Annotated in this window: 17 protein-coding genes; 13 read left to right on the top strand and 4 right to left on the bottom strand. The window is 72.5% G+C overall.

Annotation, left to right across the window (positions count from 1 at the left end; genetic code table 11):
- Nucleotides 1-69: 69 nt before the first annotated feature.
- Nucleotides 70-1,296 carry a peptidase S8 gene (locus AB0M29_RS20960; RefSeq protein ID WP_365384577.1) on the bottom strand — a complete coding sequence of 409 codons (1,227 nt, stop codon included), beginning with the start codon at nucleotides 1,294-1,296 and terminating at the stop codon, nucleotides 70-72.
- 497 nt (nucleotides 1,297-1,793) lie between these two features.
- Between AB0M29_RS20960 and AB0M29_RS20955 the strand changes: the two genes are divergently transcribed.
- From AB0M29_RS20955 to AB0M29_RS20900, 12 genes are all read left to right on the top strand, one after another.
- Nucleotides 1,794-2,429 carry a TIGR02234 family membrane protein gene (locus AB0M29_RS20955; RefSeq protein ID WP_365384672.1) on the top strand — a complete coding sequence of 212 codons (636 nt, stop codon included), beginning with the start codon at nucleotides 1,794-1,796 and terminating at the stop codon, nucleotides 2,427-2,429.
- Nucleotides 2,430-2,538: 109 nt separating this feature from the next.
- Entirely contained in the window at nucleotides 2,539-2,793 is a 255-nt protein-coding gene (locus tag AB0M29_RS20950; RefSeq protein WP_365384575.1) for an HGxxPAAW family protein, read from the top strand.
- Between the two features lie 108 nt (nucleotides 2,794-2,901).
- Entirely contained in the window at nucleotides 2,902-3,348 is a 447-nt protein-coding gene (locus tag AB0M29_RS20945) for a DUF2752 domain-containing protein (protein WP_365384670.1), read from the top strand.
- Between the two features lie 167 nt (nucleotides 3,349-3,515).
- The gene (trpC, locus tag AB0M29_RS20940) at nucleotides 3,516-4,325 is read left to right on the top strand and encodes an indole-3-glycerol phosphate synthase TrpC (RefSeq protein WP_365384573.1); all 810 of its coding nucleotides are present in this window, start codon (nucleotides 3,516-3,518) and stop codon (nucleotides 4,323-4,325) included.
- 41 nt (nucleotides 4,326-4,366) lie between these two features.
- Nucleotides 4,367-4,510, top strand: coding sequence for a hypothetical protein (locus AB0M29_RS20935; protein ID WP_365384571.1), 144 nt, complete (start codon nucleotides 4,367-4,369; stop codon nucleotides 4,508-4,510).
- Nucleotides 4,511-4,565: 55 nt separating this feature from the next.
- Complete coding sequence (gene trpB, locus AB0M29_RS20930) at nucleotides 4,566-5,837, top strand: tryptophan synthase subunit beta (RefSeq protein ID WP_365384570.1); 1,272 nt, start codon at nucleotides 4,566-4,568, stop codon at nucleotides 5,835-5,837.
- Nucleotides 5,834-6,649: a tryptophan synthase subunit alpha gene (trpA, locus tag AB0M29_RS20925; protein WP_365384568.1), complete on the top strand. Its 816-nt coding sequence runs from the start codon at nucleotides 5,834-5,836 to the stop codon at nucleotides 6,647-6,649. The genes trpB and trpA overlap by 4 nt, the downstream gene beginning before the upstream one ends.
- Nucleotides 6,650-6,731: 82 nt before the next feature.
- A complete protein-coding gene (locus AB0M29_RS20920) occupies nucleotides 6,732-7,547 on the top strand; it encodes a thioredoxin domain-containing protein (RefSeq protein WP_365384566.1) in 816 nt (271 codons plus the stop codon).
- A gap of 77 nt (nucleotides 7,548-7,624) precedes the next feature.
- Nucleotides 7,625-8,632 carry a prolipoprotein diacylglyceryl transferase gene (lgt, locus tag AB0M29_RS20915; RefSeq protein ID WP_365384564.1) on the top strand — a complete coding sequence of 336 codons (1,008 nt, stop codon included), beginning with the start codon at nucleotides 7,625-7,627 and terminating at the stop codon, nucleotides 8,630-8,632.
- A 411-nt stretch (nucleotides 8,633-9,043) separates the two neighbouring features.
- Complete coding sequence (locus tag AB0M29_RS20910) at nucleotides 9,044-9,808, top strand: VIT1/CCC1 transporter family protein (RefSeq protein ID WP_365384561.1); 765 nt, start codon at nucleotides 9,044-9,046, stop codon at nucleotides 9,806-9,808.
- 404 nt (nucleotides 9,809-10,212) lie between these two features.
- The gene (gltB, locus tag AB0M29_RS20905) at nucleotides 10,213-14,766 is read left to right on the top strand and encodes a glutamate synthase large subunit (protein WP_365384560.1); all 4,554 of its coding nucleotides are present in this window, start codon (nucleotides 10,213-10,215) and stop codon (nucleotides 14,764-14,766) included.
- A complete protein-coding gene (locus AB0M29_RS20900) occupies nucleotides 14,759-16,222 on the top strand; it encodes a glutamate synthase subunit beta (RefSeq protein WP_365384559.1) in 1,464 nt (487 codons plus the stop codon). Before gltB ends, AB0M29_RS20900 begins: the two co-directional genes overlap by 8 nt.
- Before the next feature lie 279 nt (nucleotides 16,223-16,501).
- Here AB0M29_RS20900 and AB0M29_RS20895 read toward each other — a convergent pair whose 3' ends face one another.
- The gene (locus AB0M29_RS20895; protein WP_365384557.1) at nucleotides 16,502-17,425 is read right to left on the bottom strand and encodes a hypothetical protein; all 924 of its coding nucleotides are present in this window, start codon (nucleotides 17,423-17,425) and stop codon (nucleotides 16,502-16,504) included.
- A 168-nt stretch (nucleotides 17,426-17,593) separates the two neighbouring features.
- On the opposite strand from AB0M29_RS20895, the gene pepN reads away from it, so the two are divergent.
- Nucleotides 17,594-20,098, top strand: coding sequence for an aminopeptidase N (pepN, locus tag AB0M29_RS20890; RefSeq protein WP_365384555.1), 2,505 nt, complete (start codon nucleotides 17,594-17,596; stop codon nucleotides 20,096-20,098).
- A gap of 54 nt (nucleotides 20,099-20,152) precedes the next feature.
- Here the strand turns inward: pepN and AB0M29_RS20885 are convergent, their stop codons facing one another.
- Together AB0M29_RS20885 and AB0M29_RS20880 are read right to left on the bottom strand one after the other, a co-directional pair.
- On the bottom strand, nucleotides 20,153-21,082 hold the full coding sequence (locus AB0M29_RS20885; RefSeq protein WP_365384554.1) for an NAD(P)H-binding protein: 930 nt from the start codon (nucleotides 21,080-21,082) through the stop codon (nucleotides 20,153-20,155).
- A 3-nt stretch (nucleotides 21,083-21,085) separates the two neighbouring features.
- Nucleotides 21,086-21,664: a TetR family transcriptional regulator gene (locus AB0M29_RS20880; RefSeq protein ID WP_365384553.1), complete on the bottom strand. Its 579-nt coding sequence runs from the start codon at nucleotides 21,662-21,664 to the stop codon at nucleotides 21,086-21,088.
- Nucleotides 21,665-21,859 lie beyond the last annotated feature (195 nt).

Genomic DNA, 21,859 nt, shown 5'->3' with positions numbered 1-21,859 from the left:
CGAAGGGCGGGGCGGCCGGTGGGGACCGGCCGCCCCGCCCCTCTCAGGCGGGTGGTGCGCCGCGAGGTGTCAGCCCTTGAACGCCGTCGTGCCGTTCGGGGTGCCGAGACCGGTCGGACCGTCGTAGCCGGCCTTGCCGGTGCACAGGTACGAGCCGGAGCAGGACCCGTTGGAGCCGCTCACCACGTCGTTGAGCGAGCCGGTGTGGGCGTACGGGAACGACGCCGGGTACGAGCCGGAGGACGGGGTGCCCGCCAGCGCGTAGACCGCGGCGATCAGGGGCGACGAGGCGCTGGTGCCACCGAAGACCTCCCAGCCGCTGTCACCGCCGTAGGTGTCGTAGACCGCGACACCGGTGGCCGGGTCGGCGACCGCCGAGACATCGGCGATGGTGCGCTTGGCGCAGCCGGTGTCCTTCTGCCAGGTCGGCTTGGCGTCGTACGCCGAGCAGCCCGAGCCGGTGCCGTTCCAGACGGTGTCGGTCCAGCCGCGGGTGGTCGAGGACTTCTTCAGCGAGGTGCCGCCGACCGCGGTGACGTACTTCGAGGCCGCCGGGTACTCGGCGCCGTAGCCGCTGTCACCGGCGCTGACGGTGATCGCTATGCCGGGGTGGTTGAAGTACGAGCTGTCGTACGAGCTGTCGGAGGAGGACTCGCCGCCGCCGTAGCTGTTCGAGACGTACTTCGCGCCGAGCGACACCGCGGTGTTGACCGACTTGCCGAGGTTGGCCATCGAGGCGGACTTCGCCTCGACCAGCAGGATGTGGCAGCTCGGGCAGGCCGCGCTGACCATGTCCAGGTCGAGCGAGATCTCCTCGGCCCAGCCCGCGTCGGCGCTCGGCAGCGTGGAGGTGCCGGTCTGGCCGACCTTCTTGAAGCAGCCGTTGGCCACGGTGCAGGCGGGCAGCCCGTACGTGGAGCGGTAAGTGGCCAGGTCCGAGGCCGCGTTGGGGTCGTCGTAGGCGTCGACGATCGCCACGGTGGCGCCGGAACCGCCGGAGGGCAGGTTGTACGCGCTCTTCAGGTCGGCCGGGCCGAAGCCGGACGGGGTGGCCGCCGGGTTGACCGAACCGGTGGACTTCGCCAGCGAGTTCATGCCGCCGGTGACCTTGATCGCCTTACAGGCCATCACATCGCGGTGTGTGCTCGCGGCGCAGGAGCGCGCCGTGGTGACACCGTGCGACGCGGGCGAGGCTCCGGCCGAGGACGCCAGGGCGAGACCGGAGACGGTCAGCCCGGCGACCGCGGTCAGGGCCAGGCCCGCGCGGAGAGCTGTGGGGGTGAGGGTGGAGCGCAACTGCTGCCTCCTGTGGTGGGTGAACCGGGGGGCGTGCGGGGGGATTGATGCCTCTGATGTCAGTGGTGAACAGAGGGATTGGCCGTGAACGTATTTGTGACCGGCGCACGTCAACAAGGAGCGGGTCGGAAGAAATACCTCCGCTTTACCTGTGGCGGAGGGGAGTTGACCGAGATATTGCGGACTGCTGACCGGCGGGCAGGCATGATTTGGACTCGTCCCGGTCTGTCCTGACCTGGAACGGGACCCGCGGCTGCCACCCTGTGAAGTGGTGGCGGACAGCCGGAGCCGGGGGCGGTAAAGGCCCGGAATCACCCCCTGCCCGACGGTCCGCGCGGCGGGCAGGCGATAGTGGAGGGGTGAGTGCCGTCCCGCAGCCCCGCGCCGCCCGAGCGTCCGAGCCCGACCCCGAGTCCGGCGCGGAGCCCTCCGCCGCGTCCGCGACCCCAGCCGAAGAGGCTGCCGAGTCCGCGACCGGCGGGCAGGGCGCACCCTCCGTGGTCGCCCGGCCGTCGTCGGACGCCCGGCGGGCCGCGCTGCGCACCCTCGCCGTCGCGCTGCCGTGCGGCGCGCTCGGCGCGAGCCTGGTGCTGCTCGCCGCCGGGAAGACCTGGATGCGCGGGACCGCCGCCTTCGGGCAGGGGCACCTCGCGGTGCACGCGACCGGCGGCCAGACCACGGCGCTGCCCGGCGCACTGGCCCTGGTCGGCCTGGCCGCGCTGGTCGCCGTCTTCGCGGTCCGCAGGGTGGGCCGCTACCTGGTGTCCGCCCTGCTCACGCTCAGCGGCCTCGGTGTGATCGTCGCCGTACTCGCCCGGCACGGCGACACCGGCGCGGTCGACGACGCCGCGGCCACCGCCACCGGCCTCACCCACGCCACCGCGACCCACACCGCCGCCACCTCCTGGCCGCTGGTCTGCGCGCTCGGCGGCCTGCTGCTGCTGGTCGCGGGCCTGTTGGCACTGCGGTACGGCCACGCCTGGCCCGCGATGTCCAGCCGCTACGACCGCGCCGGCGGCAAGCGGCCCGCGCGGGTACGGGCCGCCGCCGCGGCGCCCGCGGTCGACCCCGACCGGGCCGAGGACCTGTGGAAGGCGCTCGACCGCGGCGAGGACCCCACCCAGGGCGGCTGACCACCCCCGTGCACGGACCCTCCCGCGGACGCGCAACAATGGAGGACGAAGTGGGCGGCGACGGACGTCCCCCACCGGTAGAACTACCGAGAACACCGAGGGAGCACTCATGGCGGGCCACGTCGACCACGGACACACCCCTGCCGCCTGGACCGGCTCGATCATCGCCTTCGTCGGCTTCTGCGTCGCGGGCGTGTTCATGGTCGCCGCGCAGCCGGTCGGCTTCTGGGCGGGCATGGCCGTCATCCTGCTGGCCCCCGTCGTCGGTGGCGCGATGCGCCTGATGGGCATGGGCAAGAAGGAAGAGGCCCACGTGGCGGTCGCCCGGGCGCGCGTGCAGGAGGAAGCGCACGCCAACGCCTGACCCGCGCCCCCGCGGGCCGCGACTCCTTCACCGGGCGCAGCCGCCGTACCCCCGAGCAGGGGCCGGCGCGCTGCGCCTTCGTGCGTCCGCGGGCAGAATCGGCATGTGATCAACGACACGTCCGCCCCGGCGGCCGCCCTCGCCGCCGCCCCCGGGCACAGCGGGGTACGCCGTGCCGCCGTGCCGCTGGCCGTCCTCGGCAGCGCCGCGGCCGCCTTCGGCTATGTGGCCGCCGTCGACCCGAACACCCCCGGCCACTACCCCGTCTGCCCGCTGCTGCGCTACACGGGCGTGTACTGCCCCGGCTGCGGCGGGCTGCGCAGCGCCTACGCGCTCGCCCACGGCCATCTGGGCACCGCCCTCGGCTGCAACGCGCTCGCGGTGGCCGGATTCGCCGTCTTCGCCGCCGTCTGGGCCGTCTGGTGCGGCCGGGCGCTGCGCGGCCGCCAGTTCGACCCGGAGCTGCGCCCGGCCCACCGCTGGGCGCTGTGCGCCCTCGTACTGGCCTTCAGCGTTGTCCGGAACCTGCCCTTCGGCGGCGCCCTCGCACCCTGAGGAGCCGCCCCGCGGTGACAAGTTTGTCCAGGTGGTGGGACCGGAGATCACCGGATGCGGGGACTCCGCCGACTGCCCGATACCATCGGAGTGCCGATGGTTCCCTCCGTTGGCTTGATCATTTCGATCAGTTCGCTGTACGACCCGGCCGGAAGGGGAGCTCTCGCGTGAGTGTGCTCGACGAGATCATCGACGGAGTCCGCGCAGACCTGGCCGAGCGACAGGCCCGCGTGACCCTCGACGAACTCAAGGAGCGGGCCGCCCGGGCGCGCGAGGCCAAGGACGGTGTCGCGGCGCTGCGCGGCGACAGCGTCAAGGTGATCTGCGAGGTCAAGCGGTCCAGCCCGTCCAAGGGCGCGCTCGCCGCGATCGCCGACCCGGCCGGACTGGCCGCCGACTACGAGGCGGGCGGCGCGGCCGTCATCAGCGTGCTGACCGAGGAGCGCAAGTTCGGCGGCTCGCTCGCCGACCTCGAGGCGGTCCGCGCCAAGGTCGACATCCCCGTCCTGCGCAAGGACTTCATCGTCACCGCCTACCAGCTCTGGGAGGCCAGGGCCTACGGCGCCGACCTCGCGCTGCTGATCGTCTCGGCGCTCGACCAGCCGGCGCTGGTCTCGCTGATCGAGCGGGCGCACTCCATCGGGCTCACCCCGATCGTCGAGGTGCACGACGAGGAGGAGGTGGCGCGGGCGGTCGACGCGGGCGCGAAGATCATCGGCGTCAACGCGCGCAACCTCAAGACGCTGGAGGTCGACCGCGGCAACTTCGGCCGGGTGGCCCCCGAGATCCCCGACCACATCGTGAAGATCGCCGAGTCCGGGGTCCGCGGCCCGCACGACCTCATCGCGTACGCCAACGACGGCGCCGACGCCGTACTCGTCGGCGAGTCCCTGGTCACCGGCAAGGACCCGCGCGCCGCGGTCGCCGACCTGGTGGCCGCGGGCGCCCACCCCGCGCTGCGCTTCGGCCGCAACTGACCGGCGCCGCACAGGCCCCCCAGGGAAGTAGACTCCGCACCGTGTCCATCGCCACGCGCCTCGCCCCCGGCTGCCGCCCCCGCGGCTGCCGTGCGCCCGCGCGCCGCGTGCTGGGCCGCCGGGTGCGGTACGTCATCGGGTGCGAGCCCGGCCAGGTGAACGGGAGGCGATGGCGGCGCGGTTGATCCGCGTACCTCCATCAGCCGATTCCGCGTCATTCACCACTGCCAGGGGACACCCATGTCAGCCAGCCCAGAGTTCTTCTTTCCCGACCCGGAAGGCGCCATCCCCTCCGTCGAGGGCTACTTCGGCGCCTTCGGCGGCAAGTTCATCCCGGAGGCGCTCGTCGCCGCCGTGGACGAGGTCGCCGCCGAGTACGACAAGGCCAAGACGGACCCCGCCTTCGCCGCCGAGCTCAACGACCTGATGGTCAACTACACCGGCCGCCCCAGCGCCCTCACCGAGGTGCCGCGCTTCGCCGCCGAGGCGGGCGGCGCCCGGGTCTTCCTCAAGCGCGAGGACCTCAACCACACCGGCTCGCACAAGATCAACAACGTGCTGGGCCAAGCGCTGCTCACCAAGCGGATGGGCAAGACCCGCGTCATCGCCGAGACCGGCGCGGGCCAGCACGGCGTGGCCACCGCCACCGCCTGCGCGCTCTTCGGCCTGGACTGCACCATCTACATGGGGGAGATCGACACCCAGCGGCAGGCGCTGAACGTCGCCCGCATGCGGATCCTCGGCGCCGAGGTCGTCTCGGTGACCTCCGGCAGCCGCACCCTCAAGGACGCCATCAACGAGGCGTTCCGCGACTGGGTGGCCAATGTCGACCGCACGCACTACCTCTTCGGCACGGTCGCGGGTCCGCACCCCTTCCCCGCGCTGGTGCGCGACTTCCACCGGGTGATCGGCGTCGAGGCGCGCCGCCAGATCCTGGAGCGCGCCGGGCGGCTGCCCGACGCCGCGGTGGCCTGCGTCGGCGGCGGCTCCAACGCGATGGGCCTGTTCCACGCCTTCCTGCCCGACACCGGCGTGCGGCTGGTCGGCTGCGAGCCCGCGGGCCACGGTGTGGAGACCGGCGAGCACGCCGCCACCCTCACCGCGGGCGAGCCGGGCATCCTGCACGGCTCCCGCAGCTATGTGCTGCAGGACGACGAGGGCCAGATCACCGAGCCGTACTCGATCTCCGCCGGACTCGACTACCCCGGCGTCGGCCCCGAGCACGCCTACCTCAAGGACGCCGGCCGCGCCGAGTACCGCGCCGTCACCGACGACGCCGCGATGCAGGCACTGCGCCTGCTGTCCCGTACCGAGGGCATCATCCCCGCCATCGAGAGCGCCCACGCCCTCGCCGGGGCCCTGGAGATCGGCCGTGAGCTGGGCCCCGACGGCCTGGTCCTGGTCAACCTCTCCGGCCGCGGCGACAAGGACATGGACACGGCGGCCCGCTACTTCGGGCTGTACGACGCGACCGCCGAGGTCGACGAGAAGAACGAGGTGGCGGTCAAGTGAGCGGCAACATCGAACTTCTGGACCGGGCGCTCGCCGACGCGAAGGCCGAGAACCGCGCCGCGCTGGTCGCCTACCTCCCGGCCGGCTTCCCGACCGTGGACGACGGCATCGAGGCCGTCAAGGCCGCCTTCGAGGGCGGCGCCGACATCGTCGAGGTCGGGCTGCCGCACAGCGACCCGGTGCTCGACGGCCCGGTCATCCAGACCGCCGACGACATCGCCCTGCGCGGCGGCGTCCGGATCGCCGACGTGCTCCGTACGGTCCGCGAGGCGCACGCCGCCACCGGCAAGCCGGTGCTGGTGATGACCTACTGGAACCCGGTCGACCGCTACGGCGCCGAGCGGTTCGCCGCCGAGCTGGCCGAGGCGGGCGGCGCGGGCTGCATCCTGCCCGACCTGCCCGTCCAGGAGTCCGAGGGATGGCGCAAGGCCGCCGAGCAGCACGGCCTCGGCACCGTCTTCGTCGTCGCCCCCTCCAGCCGTGACGAGCGGCTGGCGAAGATCACCGCGGCCGGCAGCGGCTTCGTCTACGCCGCCTCGCTGATGGGCGTCACCGGCACCCGCGCCAGCGTCGGCGAGCAGGCGGCCGACCTGGTGCGCCGCACCCGCGCCACCACCGATCTGCCGGTCTGCGTCGGCCTCGGCGTCTCCAACGCGGCGCAGGCCGCCGAGGTGGCCGCCTTCGCCGACGGCGTGATCGTCGGCTCGGCCTTCGTCCAGCGCCTCCTGGACACCGCGGGCGACCTGCCCGCGGGCCTCGCGGCCGTCCGCGCCCTCGCGGGCGAGCTGGCGGAAGGCGTGCGCAAGCGCTGACCGGGGACGCCCGCGTCACACGTTGGGGCGAATCGCGGCACGGGACGGGCCTGAGCGCCGTCCCGTGCCGTTAGCCAGGGATGTGAGCGAGAAGAACCGTGACGGTAAGCGCAGCGCCCGTGAGGCCCTGCAGGAACAGCGTGAGAAAGAGAAGGCCCGCGCCCGGCGCAAGCGGACCCTGGTGGTCGCGAGCGGAGTGGTCGCCGTACTGGCCATCGCCGCCGTGATCGGGGTGGTGGTCGCCAACAACAACAACAGCAGTTCGTCCAGCGGCACCCCGGCGGCGGCCCCCAGCGGCGCCACCGGCAAGGACAACCTCGTGATCCCGGTCGGCGCCACCGACGCGCCCTCCACCCTGACGATCTACGAGGACTTCCGCTGCCCGGCGTGCGACGCCTTCGAGAAGACGTTCACCCCGACCGTGCACAGCCTCGAGGACAGCGGGCAGATCCGCACCGAGTACCACCTGGTGACCCTGATCGACGGCAACCGCGGCGGCTCCGGGTCGCTGAACGCCGCCAACGCCGCCGCCTGCGCGCAGGACGCGGGCAAGTTCCGGGCGTACCACGACGTGCTCTACACGAACCAGCCGGACGAGACCACCGACAAGTTCGCCGACAAGAACTATCTGCTCCAGCTCGCGGGCCAGGTCCCGGGCCTGAAGACCCCGGCCTTCACCGCGTGCGTCAACGGCGGCACCCATGACGAATGGGTCAAGAAGTCCAACGACGCCTTCGGTGCCTCCGGCTTCAACTCCACGCCGACCATCCTGCTCAACGGCAAGAACATCTACGGCGCCTCGGCCCCGGCGCTCACCCCGGACTCGCTCAAGGCCCTCGTGGCGGCCGCGAACAAGGGCAAGAAGCCGGGTACGGCGACGGCCGCTCCGCCGTCCTGAGCGGCCCCGCCGTTATCAGGCCGTAGCCGGGCGGGTTGTCGCACTGCCCGCCCGGCACGGTAGCGTCGGTGATTGCCATGGAACTCGCATTCATCCCCAGCCCGTCGCACGGTGTCGTCCACCTCGGACCCATTCCGCTGCGCGGCTACGCGTTCTGCATCATCATCGGCGTCTTCGTAGCCGTCTGGCTCGGAAACAAGCGCTGGATCGCCCGCGGCGGCCGGGCGGGGACGGTCGCGGACATCGCCGTGTGGGCGGTGCCCTTCGGCCTCGTCGGCGGTCGGCTCTACCACGTGATCACCGACTACGAGCTCTATTTCGACAAGGGCAAGGACTGGGTCGACGCGTTCAAGATCTGGCAGGGCGGCCTCGGGATCTGGGGCGCGATCGCGCTCGGTGCCGTCGGCGCCTGGATCGGCTGCCGCCGCCGGGGCATCGCGCTGCCGGCCTGGGCCGACGCGCTGGCCCCCGGTATCGCGCTCGCCCAGGCGTGCGGACGCTGGGGCAACTGGTTCAACCAGGAGCTGTACGGCAAGCCGACCACGCTGCCGTGGGGCCTGAAGATCGACGCCGCGCACCGGCCCGAGGCGACGCCGGACCTCGCCACGTACCACCCGACCTTCCTGTACGAGTCGCTGTGGTGCGTCGGTGTCGCGCTGCTGGTGCTGTGGGCCGACCGCCGCTTCAAGCTCGGCCACGGACGGGCCTTCGCGCTCTACGTGGCGGCGTATACGGTGGGCCGCTTCTGGATCGAGTACATGCGGGTCGACGACGCCCATCACATCCTGGGACTGCGTCTCAACGACTGGACCGCGATGATCGTCTTCGCGGGCGCCGTCCTCTACTTCATCCTCTCCGCCCGCCTCCGCCCCGGCCGCGAAACCGAGGTCGAGCCCCCGCTCCCGCCGGAAGAGGGCACTCCTGCGGAGGGCGCCGAGGACCAGCCGGCCGCCGAGGCAGAGGCCGACGCCGACGCCGCCACCCCGGAAGCCAAGGACGAGCCCGCCCCGGACTCCGACCCCGAGTCCGACCCGGCCGAGGACAAGTCCGCCTCGGACTCCGAAGAGCCCAGCAACAGCCACTGACACCTGTGCCCCGACAGGGGCGCGGGGAACTGCGCGACCAGCCCGCGACGGGCTGCAGGTCACCACCGGCCCCAATGGGGCAGACGCGTTGTCTTCGGACCACCGGCCGGTGGGGGTGGGCCGCGCAGTTCCCCGCGCCCCTTCGGGGCACTTCGGTGCCTGGGCCACCGCAAGCGCAGCGCGGTTCCCCGCGCCCCTTCGGGGCACTTCGGTGCCTGGTCCTCCGCGAGCGCGGCGCGCGTCGGGGCGCACCCTGGGGGCGCGGGCACGTTTTCCGGGACCCGCCCGGAGGGCCATCGCAGCAGGTCAGGGGAGGCTTTCCTTGGTGGCGGGGGTGGGAATTCGCGCGTACGGTCGAGGGGTTTGGTGGGTGGGACCGGTCTTGGAGCCGGCCGGAGGAGTGGGGGGAAGATGTCGTCGACGATGGTCGGGACGGAGACCGCGGGCGTCGAGGCGGAGGCGGCGGAGGCCGTCGCTCCGTACCACGTGCCGCACCACTCGCACCGGGACGTGAGCGGCGGCTGGCTGCGGCCGGCGGTGTTCGGGGCGATGGACGGGCTGGTGTCCAACCTGGCCCTGATGACCGGTGTGGCGGGCGGCGAGGTGTCGTCGCGGACGATCGTGGTGACCGGGCTCGCGGGCCTGGCGGCCGGTGCCTTCTCGATGGCGGCGGGGGAGTACACCTCGGTGGCCTCCCAGCGCGAGCTGGTGGAGGCCGAGCTGGCCGTGGAGCGGATCGAGCTGCGCCGCCACCCCGAGGACGAGATGCGCGAGCTGGCCGAGCTGTACGTGGCCCGCGGCGTGGAGCCCGCGCTGGCCCACGAGGTGGCCAGGCAGCTCTCCGCCGACCCGGAGCAGGCCCTGGAGATCCACGCCCGCGAGGAGCTCGGCGTGGACCCCTCCGACCTGCCGTCGCCGCTGGTCGCGGCGGGCTCGTCGTTTGTCTCCTTCGCCCTGGGCGCGCTGCTGCCCGTCCTGCCGTATCTGCTGGGCTCCACCGTGCTGTGGCCCGCGATGGCGCTGGCCGCCGTCGGACTGTTCGGCTGCGGCGCCGCTGTGGCGCGTGTCACCGCCCGCTCGTGGTGGTTCAGCGGGGTCCGCCAGCTCCTCCTGGGCGGCGCCGCCGCCGGGGTCACCTTCCTGCTCGGCGCCCTGATCGGGACCGCCGTCGGCTGACCGGGCCGCCGTATACGAGACCGACATCACGGGTGGCCTCCCCCAGGAGGCCACCCGTCGCACGTTTGCCCGGCTTCCCGCCGTTTCAGTTCCCGCGGGACCGGGCATCACAGGGTGACCCACTGGCTGAGTTCCGCCAGAACTCAGCACGGCCCCCGCCCGGCACACCCCCGGACGGCGCGCTGCACCCCGGCCGGAAACCCCGTACCGGACACTGGCCTGAACTGATCGCTCACATCCCTGTTCCCACCGGATGCACGTCCACATGCTGGAACTGAGTATCCGCTTCTCGAACACTCAGCCATCATGTAACCTGCACGAAATCGCAGAGGGCCAACGTCGTCCCTGTTGCGCATGCCTATGACAGGCGATGCATACAAGCCAATGACGACGACGGGAGAGCCATGCGTTCGCGTTCCGCGTTCATGGACGGGCGCCCCGCCCCGCAGGGGATGTACGACCCCCGCAACGAACACGACGCATGCGGCGTCGGCTTCGTGGCCACCCTCACCGGCGAGGCGAGCCACGCGCTCGTGGAGCAGGCCCTGACCGTCCTGCGCAATCTGGAACACCGCGGTGCCACCGGCGCCGAGCCCGACTCGGGTGACGGCGCGGGCATCCTGCTCCAGGTCCCGGACGCCTTCCTGCGCGAGGCAGTCGACTTCGCCCTGCCCGAGGCCGGCCGGTACGCGGTCGGCGTCGCCTTCCTGCCCGTGGAGCACGAGGACCGCGACAAGGCCGTCGACGCGATCGAGCGGATCGCCGCCGAGGAGGGCCTGACCGTCCTCGGCTGGCGCGAGGTCCCCGTCGCCCCCGAGCTGCTGGGCGCCACCTCCCGCTCGACCATGCCGTACTTCTCCCAGCTCTTCGTCGCCGACGCCGCCGCGGACACCGCGCGCTCCGGCCTGGACCTGGACCGCCCCGCCTTCGTGCTGCGCAAGCGCGCCGAGCGCGAGGCCGACGTCTACTTCCCGTCGCTGTCCGCGCGGACCATCGTCTACAAGGGCATGCTGACCACCGGGCAGCTCGAACCCTTCTTCCCCGACCTGTCCGACCGGCGGTTCGCCACCGCCATCGCGCTGGTCCACTCCCGCTTCTCGACCAACACCTTCCCGAGCTGGCCGCTCGCCCACCCGTACCGCTTCGTCGCCCACAACGGTGAGATCAACACCGTCAAGGGCAACAGGAACTGGATGCGGGCCCGCGAGTCGCAGCTCGCCAGCGAGCTGTTCCACGGCGACCTGGAGCGGATCTTCCCGATCTGCACGCCCGGCGCCTCCGACACCGCGTCCTTCGACGAGGTGCTGGAACTGCTGCACCTCGGCGGCCGCTCGCTGCCGCACAGCGTGCTGATGATGATCCCCGAGGCGTGGGAGAACCACGGCTCGATGGACCCCGCCCGCCGCGCGTTCTACCAGTACCACTCCACGCTGATGGAGCCCTGGGACGGCCCGGCCTGCGTCACCTTCACCGACGGCTCCGTGGTCGGCGCCGTGCTCGACCGCAACGGCCTGCGCCCCGGCCGCTACTGGGTCACCGACGACGGCCTGGTCGTCCTCGCCTCCGAGTCCGGCGTGCTCGACATCGCCCCGGAGAAGGTGCTGCGCAAGGGCCGCCTGCAGCCCGGCCGGATGTTCCTGGTCGACACCGTCGAGCACCGGATCGTCGAGGACGACGAGATCAAGGCGGGCATCGCCGCCGAGAACCCGTACGCCGAGTGGCTCGAAGCCGGTCTCATCGACCTGGCCGACCTGCCCGAGCGCGAGCACATCGTGCACACCCACGCCTCGGTCACCCGCCGCCAGCAGACCTTCGGGTACACCGAGGAGGAGCTGCGGGTCATCGTCGCGCCGATGGCCAGGAGCGGCGGCGAACCGCTGGGCTCGATGGGCACCGACTCGCCGATCGCGGCGCTCTCCGAACGCCCCCGGCTGCTCTTCGACTACTTCACCCAGCTCTTCGCGCAGGTCACCAACCCGCCGCTGGACGCCATCCGCGAGGAGCTCGTCACCTCGCTGATCTCCACCATCGGCCCGTCCGGCAACCTGCTGGAGCCCAGCCCGGCGTCCTGTCGCAACATCACCCTGCCGTTCCCGGTGATCGACAACGACGAGCTGGCCAAGCTCATCCACGTCAACGCCGACGGCGACCTGCCCGGCCTCAAGGGCGCGACCCTGTCCGGCCTCTACCGGGTCACCGGCGGCGGCCAGGCGCTCGCCGCCCGGCTCGCCGAGATCTGCGCCGAGGCCGACGCCGCCATAGAGGACGGCGCCCGGCTGATCGTGCTCTCCGACCGGCACTCCGACGCCGAGCACGCGCCGATCCCGTCGCTGCTGCTCACCTCCGCGGTGCACCACCACCTGATCCGCACCAAGCAGCGCACCCAGGTCGGCCTGCTGGTCGAGGCCGGCGACGTGCGCGAGGTGCACCACGTGGCGCTGCTCGTCGGCTACGGCGCCGCGGCCGTCAACCCGTACCTGGCCATGGAGTCGGTCGAGGACCTGGTCCGCGCCGACACCTTCCTGCAGGGCATCGAGCCCGAGGACGCCATCAGGAACCTCATCAAGGCGCTCGGCAAGGGCGTGCTGAAGGTCATGTCCAAGATGGGCATCTCCACCGTGGCCTCGTACCGCGGCGCCCAGGTCTTCGAGGCGATCGGCCTCGAGGACGACTTCGTGGACACCTACTTCCACGGCACCGACACCAAGATCGGCGGCGCCGGGATCGACGTCGTCGCCCAGGAGGTCGCCGCCCGGCACGCCAAGGCGTACCCGGTCTCCGGGATCGCCGCCGCGCACCGCAGGCTGGAGATCGGCGGCGAGTACCAGTGGCGCCGCGAGGGCGAGCCGCACCTGTTCGACCCGGACACCGTCTTCCGGCTCCAGCACGCCACCCGCACCCGGCGCTACGACATCTTCAAGCAGTACACCGAGCGGGTGAACGAGCAGTCCGAGCGGCTGATGACGCTCCGCGGCCTGTTCGGCCTGCGCGCCGACGACCGCCCCTCGGTCCCGCTCGACGAGGTCGAGCCCGTCTCCGAGATCGTCAAGCGCTTCTCCACCGGCGCCATGTCGTACGGCTCCATCTCGCGCGAGGCGCACGAGACGCTGGCCATCGCCATGAACCAGCTCGGCGGCAAGTCCAACACCGGCGAGGGCGGCGAGGACCCGGAGCGGCTCTACGACCCGGCCCGGCGCAGCGCCATCAAGCAGGTCGCCTCCGGCCGCTTCGGCGTCACCTCCGAGTACCTGGTCAACGCCGACGACATCCAGATCAAGATGGCCCAGGGCGCCAAGCCCGGCGAGGGCGGCCAGCTGCCCGGCCACAAGGTCTACCCGTGGGTCGCCGGCACCCGGCACTCCACGCCCGGCGTCGGCCTGATCTCGCCGCCGCCGCACCACGACATCTACTCCATCGAGGACCTCGCCCAGCTCATCCACGACCTGAAGAACGCCAACCCCAAGGCGCGCATTCACGTCAAGCTGGTCTCCGAGGTCGGCGTCGGCACCGTCGCCGCCGGTGTCTCCAAGGCGCACGCCGACGTCGTCCTGATCTCCGGGCACGACGGCGGCACCGGTGCCTCGCCGCTCACCTCGCTCAAGCACGCGGGCGGCCCCTGGGAGCTGGGCCTGGCCGAGACCCAGCAGACGCTGCTGCTCAACGGACTGCGCGACCGTATCGTCGTGCAGACCGACGGGCAGCTCAAGACCGGCCGCGACGTGATCATCGCCGCGCTGCTGGGCGCCGAGGAGTTCGGCTTCGCCACCGCGCCGCTGGTGGTCTCCGGCTGCGTGATGATGCGGGTCTGCCACCTGGACACCTGCCCGGTCGGCGTCGCCACCCAGAACCCGGTGCTGCGCGACCGCTTCTCCGGCAAGCCCGAGTTCGTGGTGAACTTCTTCGAGTTCATCGCGGAGGAGGTCCGCGAGCTCCTCGCCGAGCTGGGCTTCCGCTCCATCGAGGAGGCCGTCGGCCACGCCGAGCTGATCGACGCCGACCGCGCGGTCGACCACTGGAAGGCGCAGGGCCTGGACCTCGCCCCGCTGCTGTACGTGCCGGAACTGCCCGAGGGCGCGGCGCTGCACCACACCACGAGCCAGGACCACGGTCTGGAGAAGGCCCTCGACAACGAGCTGGTCAGGCTCGCCGCCGAGGCGCTGGACAGCGGCGAACCCGTCCGCGTCCAGCTCCCGATCCGCAACGTGAACCGCACGGTCGGCACGATGCTCGGCCACGAGGTGACCAAGAAGTACGGTGGCGCGGGCCTGCCCGCCGACACCATCGACGTCACCCTCACCGGCTCCGCGGGCCAGTCCTTCGGCGCCTTCCTGCCCCGCGGCATCACGCTGCGGCTGGAGGGCGACGCCAACGACTACGTCGGCAAGGGCCTGTCCGGCGGCCGGATCGTGGTCCGCCCCGACCGCGGCGCCGACCACCTCGCCGAGTACTCGACCATCGCGGGCAACACCATCGCCTACGGTGCCACCGGCGGCGAGCTGTTCCTGCGCGGCAGGTCCGGTGAGCGGTTCTGCGTCCGCAACTCGGGCGCCACCGTCGTCTCCGAGGGCGTGGGCGACCACGGCTGCGAGTACATGACCGGCGGCCGGGCCGTCGTCCTCGGCGCCACCGGGCGCAACTTCGCGGCCGGCATGTCCGGCGGTATCGCCTACGTCCTGGACCTGGCCCCGGAGAACGTCAACACCGGCATGGTCGAGGTCGAGGCGCTCGACGCCGACGACATCACGTGGCTGCACGACGTGGTGCGCCGCCACTTCGAGGAGACCGGCTCCACCGTCGCCGAGCGGTTGCTCGCCGACTGGGGCGGCGCCCTCACCCGCTTCGGCAAGGTCATGCCGAGGGACTACAAGGCAGTGCTCGCCGCCAAGAACGCCGCCGAGCAGGCCGGACTCTCCGAGTCCGAGACCACCGCGAAGATGATGGAGGCGGCAAATGGCTGACCCCAAGGGCTTCCTCACCACCCCGCGGGAGACCGCGCCGACCCGCCCGGTCGAGGAGCGCAAGCAGGACTGGAACGAGGTCTACGTCCCCGGCGGCCTGCTGCCGATCATCAGCAAGCAGGCCGGACGCTGCATGGACTGCGGCATCCCGTTCTGCCACAACGGCTGCCCGCTGGGGAACCTGATCCCCGAGTGGAACGACTACGCCTACCGCGGCGACTGGAACGCCGCCAGCGAGCGGCTGCACGCCACCAACAACTTCCCGGAGTTCACCGGGCGGCTGTGCCCGGCTCCCTGCGAGTCGGCGTGCGTGCTGGGCATCAACCAGCCCGCGGTCACCATCAAGAACGTCGAGGTCACCATCATCGACAAGGCGTGGGACGCCGGTGACGTGACCCCGCAGCCGCCGGACCGGCTGTCCGGCAAGACGGTCGCCGTGATCGGCTCGGGCCCCGCGGGCCTGGCCGCCGCCCAGCAGCTCACCCGGGCCGGGCACACCGTCGCGGTCTACGAGCGCGCCGACCGGATCGGCGGCCTGCTGCGGTACGGCATCCCCGAGTTCAAGATGGAGAAGCGGCACATCAACCGGCGTATCGAGCAGATGCGCGCGGAGGGCACCAAGTTCCGTACCGGTGTGCAGATCGGCACCGACCTCGACGGGGCCAAGCTCGCCAGGCGGTACGACGCGGTGGTCATCGCCGCCGGTGCCACCGTCTCGCGCGACCTGCCCGCCGAGGGCCGGGAGCTGAACGGCATCCACTTCGCCATGGACTACCTGCCGCTGGCCAACAAGGTGCAGGAGGGCGACTTCGTCGCCCCGCCGATCACCGCGGAGGGCAAGCACGTCGTCGTCATCGGCGGCGGCGACACCGGCGCGGACTGCGTCGGCACCGCGCACCGGCAGGGCGCCGCGTCCGTCACCCAGCTGGAGATCATGCCGCGGCCGTCCGACGACCGGCCCGCGGGCCAGCCGTGGCCGACGATGCCCGCCGTGTACAAGGTGACCTCGGCGCACGAGGAGGGCGGCGAGCGGGTCTACGCCGTCAGCACCGTGAAGTTCACCGGCGACGCCGAGGGCAACGTCAAGGAACTGCACCTGGTCGAGGTCGCCTTCCAGGACGGGAAGTTCGTGCCCCAGGAGGGCACCGAGCGGGTCATCCCGGCCGAGCTGGTCACCCTCGCCATGGGCTTCACCGGCACCGACCAGAAGAACGGGCTCGTCGAGCAGTTGGGCCTTCAGCTGGACGCGCGCGGGAACATCGCCCGTGACGGGTCCTACGCCACCAACGTCGACGGCGTCTTCGTCGCCGGTGACGCGGGGCGCGGCCAGTCGCTGATCGTCTGGGCCATCGCCGAAGGCCGCTCCGCGGCCAAGGCCGTCGACGCGTACCTCACCGGCGTGCCCTCCGCCCTGCCCGCCCCCATCCGCCCGACAGACCGTCCGCTGACCGTCTGACGGCTCCCCCGTCCCGCACACCGCCGTGCGGAACGCCCGCGGCGCCCGCCACTCCCCGACCAAGGAGGCGGGCGTCTCGGCATTCCTGGGTGCCCCGTCAGGGGCGCGGGGAAGCGCGCTGCGCTTGCGGAGGGCCTGCTTTTCAGGGGCGCGGGGAACTGCGCGCTCAGCCCCCACCGACCGGTGGTCCGAAGACAACGCGTCTGCCCCATTGGGGCCGGTGGTGACGTGCAGGTCGTCGACGGCTGGTCGCGCAGTTCCCCGCGCCCCTACGGGGCGCTAGGTCTCGACGTCGAGTTCCGACTTGCACAGGGTGCACCGGGCGCGGAGGCGCCCTCGGCAGGGGAGGCGGAGCCGCTGAAAGCAGGTGGGGCAGGGGAAGGAGACGCGGGGGGCGGACGGGGGGCCGTCGAAGGCGTAGTCGGGGCCCGAGGCGAGGGCCCGGCGATCCTTGGCGTAGCGCCGCCGCGCGGCCCACCCGGCGGCGGCGAGCGGGGCACGGCGAAGGTCCTGGGAAGCCCGGGCCGCCCCGGCCCGGTACGCCTCGCGGGCCTGCGCGCTGCGGAACCACGGCTCGATGTCGTCGCCGAACACCCGCTCCCGCTTGGCGAGGACGTAGCCGAACTCCTCCGGGGTGAGATACCCCAGCTTGTACGCGGACATCATCAGCCGCTCCCCGCGGATCGCGGCCTCCTCGCGGTACGCGTCGAGCAGCAGCCACCCCGCCCCGAGAAACGTCGTCGCGGTGTCGGTGAGGATCTCGTTGTCGCGGGTGCCGGGGAACTCCAGGCCCAGGCGGTGCAGATGGACGTGCATGACCTCATGGGCCAGCGCCGCGCCCACATCGCGCCGGTCGGTCCTGAACCGCGAGTGCAGCTCGATGAAGTACTCGGGGCCCGCGGCCAGTTCCACGTTCCCCGCGTGCACCATGTCGCGGAAGCCGACGACCATCCGGGCGTCCGGCAGCCGGAAGTGCTGCACCATGACCCGGGCCACCCGCTGGGCGCCCAGGTACAGGTCCTCGTCGGCCGGGAACTCCACCAGCTCCGGATGCACGCTCGCGGCGAACCGCGCCACCCCGTCCGCGGAGATCCGCCGGTACAGCGCGGTCAGCGCCGCCTGCACCGTGCCGAGGTGCGGGAAGCCGTGCACGATGGCCCCGCCCGTGGCGTCCGTCGCGCCGGATCCGACGTGCTCGGCCATGAACACCTCCCCGTGACCATCGAGCGTACGCGCCGACGCCCCGGCACGTCCGCAGTCGGCACGTCCGCACCCGGCGTGTTCGCCACGGGCGGGCCCGGCGCCGGGCGATGATCCATCTCTGCGGGATTTCGGTACCCCGCGGCGCGCCCGTGCGGCAGCATGTGCGGCATGCCTGCTCTGAGCCGCGCCGAGGCCGAGACCCGCGCCCGTGATCTGACCGTCCACCACTACGCGATCGACCTCGACCTGACCCGGGGCGACGAGGTCTTCGGCTCGACGGTGACGATCCGCTTCACCGCCGCCCGCGACTGCGACTCCTTCGCCGAGGTCAAGCCCGCCGTCCTGCACGAGGCCACTCTCGACGGCGCGCCGCTCGACCCGGCGCTCCTCGACGACAACCGGCTGCCGCTGACCGCGCTGACCGCGGGCGAGCACGAGCTGCGGGTGGTCGCCGACATGCGCTACTCCCGTACCGGCGAGGGCATGCACCGCTTCACCGACCCCGCCGACGGCGAGACCTACGTCTACGCGCAGCTCTTCCTCGAAGACGTCCAGCGGTTGATCGCCGCCTTCGACCAGCCCGACCTCAAGGCCGTGTTCGAGGTGGCGGTGACCGCGCCCGAGGAGTGGACCGTCCTCGGCAACGCGATCGCCACCCGTACCGCGCCCGGCCGCTGGACGATGGCGGCCACCCCGCCGATCGCCTCGTATCTGCTGGCGGTCGCCGCCGGACCCTTTCACTCGGTACGCAGCGAGCACGCCGGGCTGCCGTTCGGCCTGCACTGCCGCCGCTCGCTGGCCGACCACCTCGACCGGGACGCCGCGGAGCTGTTCGACATCACCCGGCGCTGCTTCGACCGCTACCACGAGCTGTTCGACGAACCGTACCCGTTCGACTCCTACGACCAGGCGTTCGTGCCCGAGTTCAACGCCGGGGCGATGGAGAACCCGGGCCTGATCACCTTCCGCGACGAGTACGTGTACCGGTCGGCCGTCACGCCCACCGAGGCGCAGTTCCGGGCCGTCGTCATCGCCCACGAGATGGCGCACATGTGGTTCGGCGACCTCGTCACCCTGCGCTGGTGGGACGACATCTGGCTGAACGAGTCCTTCGCCGAGTACATGGGCTTCCAGGTGCTGGCCGAGGCCACCGGCTTCACGTCCACCTGGACCGACTTCGCCGCCGCCCGCAAGGCGTTCGGCTCGGACGCCGACCAGCGCCCGTCCACGCACGCGGTGGCCCCTGACCCGGAGGCGGTGCCCGACACCGCCTCCGCGCTCAACAACTTCGACGGCATCTCGTACTCCAAGGGCGCCGCGGCGCTGCGCCAACTGGTCACCTGGCTGGGCCGCAAGGACTTCCTCGCCGGGATCAACGAGCACTTCGCCCGGCACCGCTTCGGCAACGCCACCCTCGCCGACTTCATCGACTCGCTGGCCGGGGCCACCGAACGCGACGTGCACGCCTGGGCCGCCGCCTGGCTGCGCACGACCGGCGTCGACACCCTCACCCCCGCCGCGTCCCCCGCGCCCTCCGGCTGGCGGCTGGAGGTCAGCCACAGCGGCGAGCGCCCGCACCGGATCGCGGTCGGACTGTACGACCGGGCCGTCGCCGACCCCGGCCAGCTGGTGCTGCGCGACCGGCTCACCCTCGACATCGCCGCCACCGCCGTGGTCGAGCGCGTCGACCTGCCGGGGCCGCGCCCGGACGTCATCCTGCTCAACGACGGCGACCTGACCTTCGCCAAGGTCCGCTTCGACGAGCACTCCTGGGAGTCGCTGGGCGAGTCCCTCAGCGGTCTGCCCGACCCGCTCAGCCGGGCGGTGGTCTGGAACGCGGCGCGCGACCTGGTGCGCGACGCGCGGATCCCGCCGCGCGACTACCTCGCGCTGGTCCAGCGCCATCTGCCCGCCGAGCGCGACCCGGCCGTGGTCGAGGCGGTCCTCGGCTTCGCCCGCACCGTGGTCACCGACCGGTTCCTCGACCCGGCGCTGCGGCCCGACGCGCTGGGCAAACTGGCCGCCACCAGCCGCGCGCTGCTCGCCGACGGCTCCGACGCCACCCGCCTGGTGGCCACCCGCGGCCTGATCGACTCCGCGATCAGCGCGGGCGACGCGGCCGTACTGCGCCAGTGGTACGCGGACGGCGAGATCCCCGGCGCGGCGCCGGTCGACCCCGAGCTGCGCTGGAAGATCCTGCTGCGGCTGACCGTCCTGGGCGCCGCCACCGCCGCGGACATCGACGCCGAGGTGGCCCGCGACCCCAGCGCCACCGGCCTCCAGGGCGCCGCCCGCTGCCGCGCCGCACTGCCGGACCAGGCGGCGAAGACCGCCGCCTGGGAGTCGATGTTCCAGGACGACACCCTGTCCAACTACCTGTTCGCGGCCACCGCCCAGGGCTTCTGGCAGCCCGAACAGCTCGGCCTGCTGGACGAGTTCGTGCCGCTGTTCTACCCGGCCGCCATCGCGCTGGCCGACCGCCGCGGCCCGGCCATCGCCGACGCCATCGGCCGGTACGCCTTCCCGCTGCCGGTCGTCAGCGACATCTCGCTCCAGCACGGCCGCAAGGCCCTCACCGACCCGGCCCTCACCACGGCGCTGCACCGCGCCTTCACCGACCGCCTCGACGACCTGGCCCGCACCCTGCGGGTCCGCACCGTCCACGGCGGCTGACCGGCCCCGCGGGGGTGGGGCGCCGCCCCGCCCCCGCACACAGCGACGCCCGTCTCAGAAGTGGCGGCGCAACTCGTTGGCGTAGGTGCGACCCAGGGTGTCGCCGTGCTCCGTGAGCCACTCCGAGATCCGGGTCGAGCCGGTCGCCGGGCCGTCGGAGTCGGCCAGGCCGCTGGCCATGGCGCCGTACTCGTCGGCGGTCAGCAGCACGTCGCGCAGCACGAAGCCGAGCAGTTGGGCGATGGCGGGCACCGCGGGGCCCGGCACCCGGACGATCCGCGCCCGGCTGCCGACCGCCCGCCGTACGGACGTGACGAGTTCGGTGAAGGTCGGTCTCTCCGGGCCGACCGCGTCCTCGGTGGTGGTCGCCGTGTCGCGTCCGCGGGCGACGCACAGCCGGGCGAGGTCGTCGACATGGATCGCCCGCACCCGGTAGTCGCCCCGGCCGCCGACGGCGAACAGCGGCAGCCGCCGCAGCAGCCACGCGATGTTGTTGACCAGCACGTCGTCGCCGCCGAACAGCACCGCGGGCCGCAGCACCGCGTGCGGGATGCCGGTGGCCGCCAACTCCCGCTCCACCACGGCCTTTCCGCGGAAGTACGGGAACGGCGAGTCCTCGCTGGGGTGGGTGATGCTGACATGCACCACGCGCCGCACCTTTGCGTCGGCCGCGGCGGCGAACAGCCGCTGGGAGTTGGCCACGGCCGTGGCGTGGTCGGTGGCGCCGTGCGCGAACCGTACCCAGTAGGTGTTGTAGAGCGTGGTCGTCCCCGTCAGCGCCTCGACCAGCCCGTCGTGGTCGGTGAAGTCCAGCGGCCTGGCGTCCACCGGCGACCCGGCCGGGGCCCGCCCGGGGTGCCCGGTGAGGGTGCGGACACCGCGGCCCGCCGCCAGCAGTTCGCGGGCGATGGCGGCGCCGGAGTAGCTGAAGGCGCCGGTGACCGTGTCGACGCCGGTGTCGTCCGGGGCTTTCCTACCGCTCATACGTCACTCATCGCCTCTCGTGGTGGGGATGATGCCGAGCGCGCCGGCCAGTGCGGCCATGGTGCGCGCCCGTCCGAACAGGGCGAGCGCCTTGTCGCGGTCGCCGTCGAGGTGGCTGAGCATCTCCAGGCCCAGGTACAGCGCGACGATCGCGTACGCGACCTCCGAGGCGGGCGCGGTCGCGGCGAGCATCATCGGGTCCACCGCGCCGGTGACGGCGGACTGCGCGAAGGCCGTCCAGGTCTCCATCCGCGCCGCGACCCCCGCGCCGAACGCCGGATCGCCCGACCCGCCCGCGATCAGCTCCACCAGCACCTTCGCGTAGCCGCTGTCGAGGTCCTCCTCGAAGACGGCCGCCGCCACATCGGTCAGTTCCACCAGCGAGGCGGCGTGCGAGACGGCCGCGGAGTACCGCTCCATCCGGTCTGCGCTGACCGCGTCCAGCGCGGCGAGCAGCAGATTGGCGACCGAGCCGAAGTGGTAGAAGACCAGCCCCTGGTTGCATCCGGCGCGGGTCGCTATCCGCCGGGCGCTCGCCCCGTGGTAGCCGTCCGTCCGCAGGACGTCGATCGCCGCGTCCACCAGCGCCTTCCTGGTGGTCTCCGAAGCGGCCGTGGCCGCCTCCCCCGTCTTACTCGGAACCCCTGGCTTCGGCACCGCGCCGACCGCCTTCCCCTGTCGTCGACGAGCATGGGCAGAGCATTTGAGCGAGCGCTCAAAGCATACGACTAATCCATCCGGGCGGTGCCTCTTCGGCACGATCGTCGTTGTGCTGGG

Origin of the sequence: Streptomyces sp. NPDC051976 (genome assembly GCF_040680795.1) — a bacterium.
Lineage (GTDB): Bacteria > Actinomycetota > Actinomycetes > Streptomycetales > Streptomycetaceae > Actinacidiphila.
Note: the sequence above shows the minus strand (reverse complement) of the source record. Positions and strands in the feature narration are given on the sequence as shown.

Bases quoted from the DNA above. Each gene is read 5' to 3' on its own strand.
- AB0M29_RS20950 (WP_365384575.1), top strand. From the start codon at position 2,539: ATGGCGGGCCACGTCGACCACGGACACACCCCTGCCGCCTGGACCGGC.
- trpB (WP_365384570.1), top strand. From the start codon at position 4,566: ATGTCAGCCAGCCCAGAGTTCTTCTTTCCCGACCCGGAAGGCGCCATC.
- lgt (WP_365384564.1), top strand. From the start codon at position 7,625: ATGGAACTCGCATTCATCCCCAGCCCGTCGCACGGTGTCGTCCACCTC.
- AB0M29_RS20910 (WP_365384561.1), top strand. From the start codon at position 9,044: ATGTCGTCGACGATGGTCGGGACGGAGACCGCGGGCGTCGAGGCGGAG.
- gltB (WP_365384560.1), top strand. From the start codon at position 10,213: ATGCGTTCGCGTTCCGCGTTCATGGACGGGCGCCCCGCCCCGCAGGGG.
- AB0M29_RS20900 (WP_365384559.1), top strand. From the start codon at position 14,759: ATGGCTGACCCCAAGGGCTTCCTCACCACCCCGCGGGAGACCGCGCCG.
- AB0M29_RS20895 (WP_365384557.1), bottom strand. From the start codon at position 17,425: ATGGCCGAGCACGTCGGATCCGGCGCGACGGACGCCACGGGCGGGGCC.
- pepN (WP_365384555.1), top strand. From the start codon at position 17,594: ATGCCTGCTCTGAGCCGCGCCGAGGCCGAGACCCGCGCCCGTGATCTG.
- AB0M29_RS20885 (WP_365384554.1), bottom strand. From the start codon at position 21,082: ATGAGCGGTAGGAAAGCCCCGGACGACACCGGCGTCGACACGGTCACC.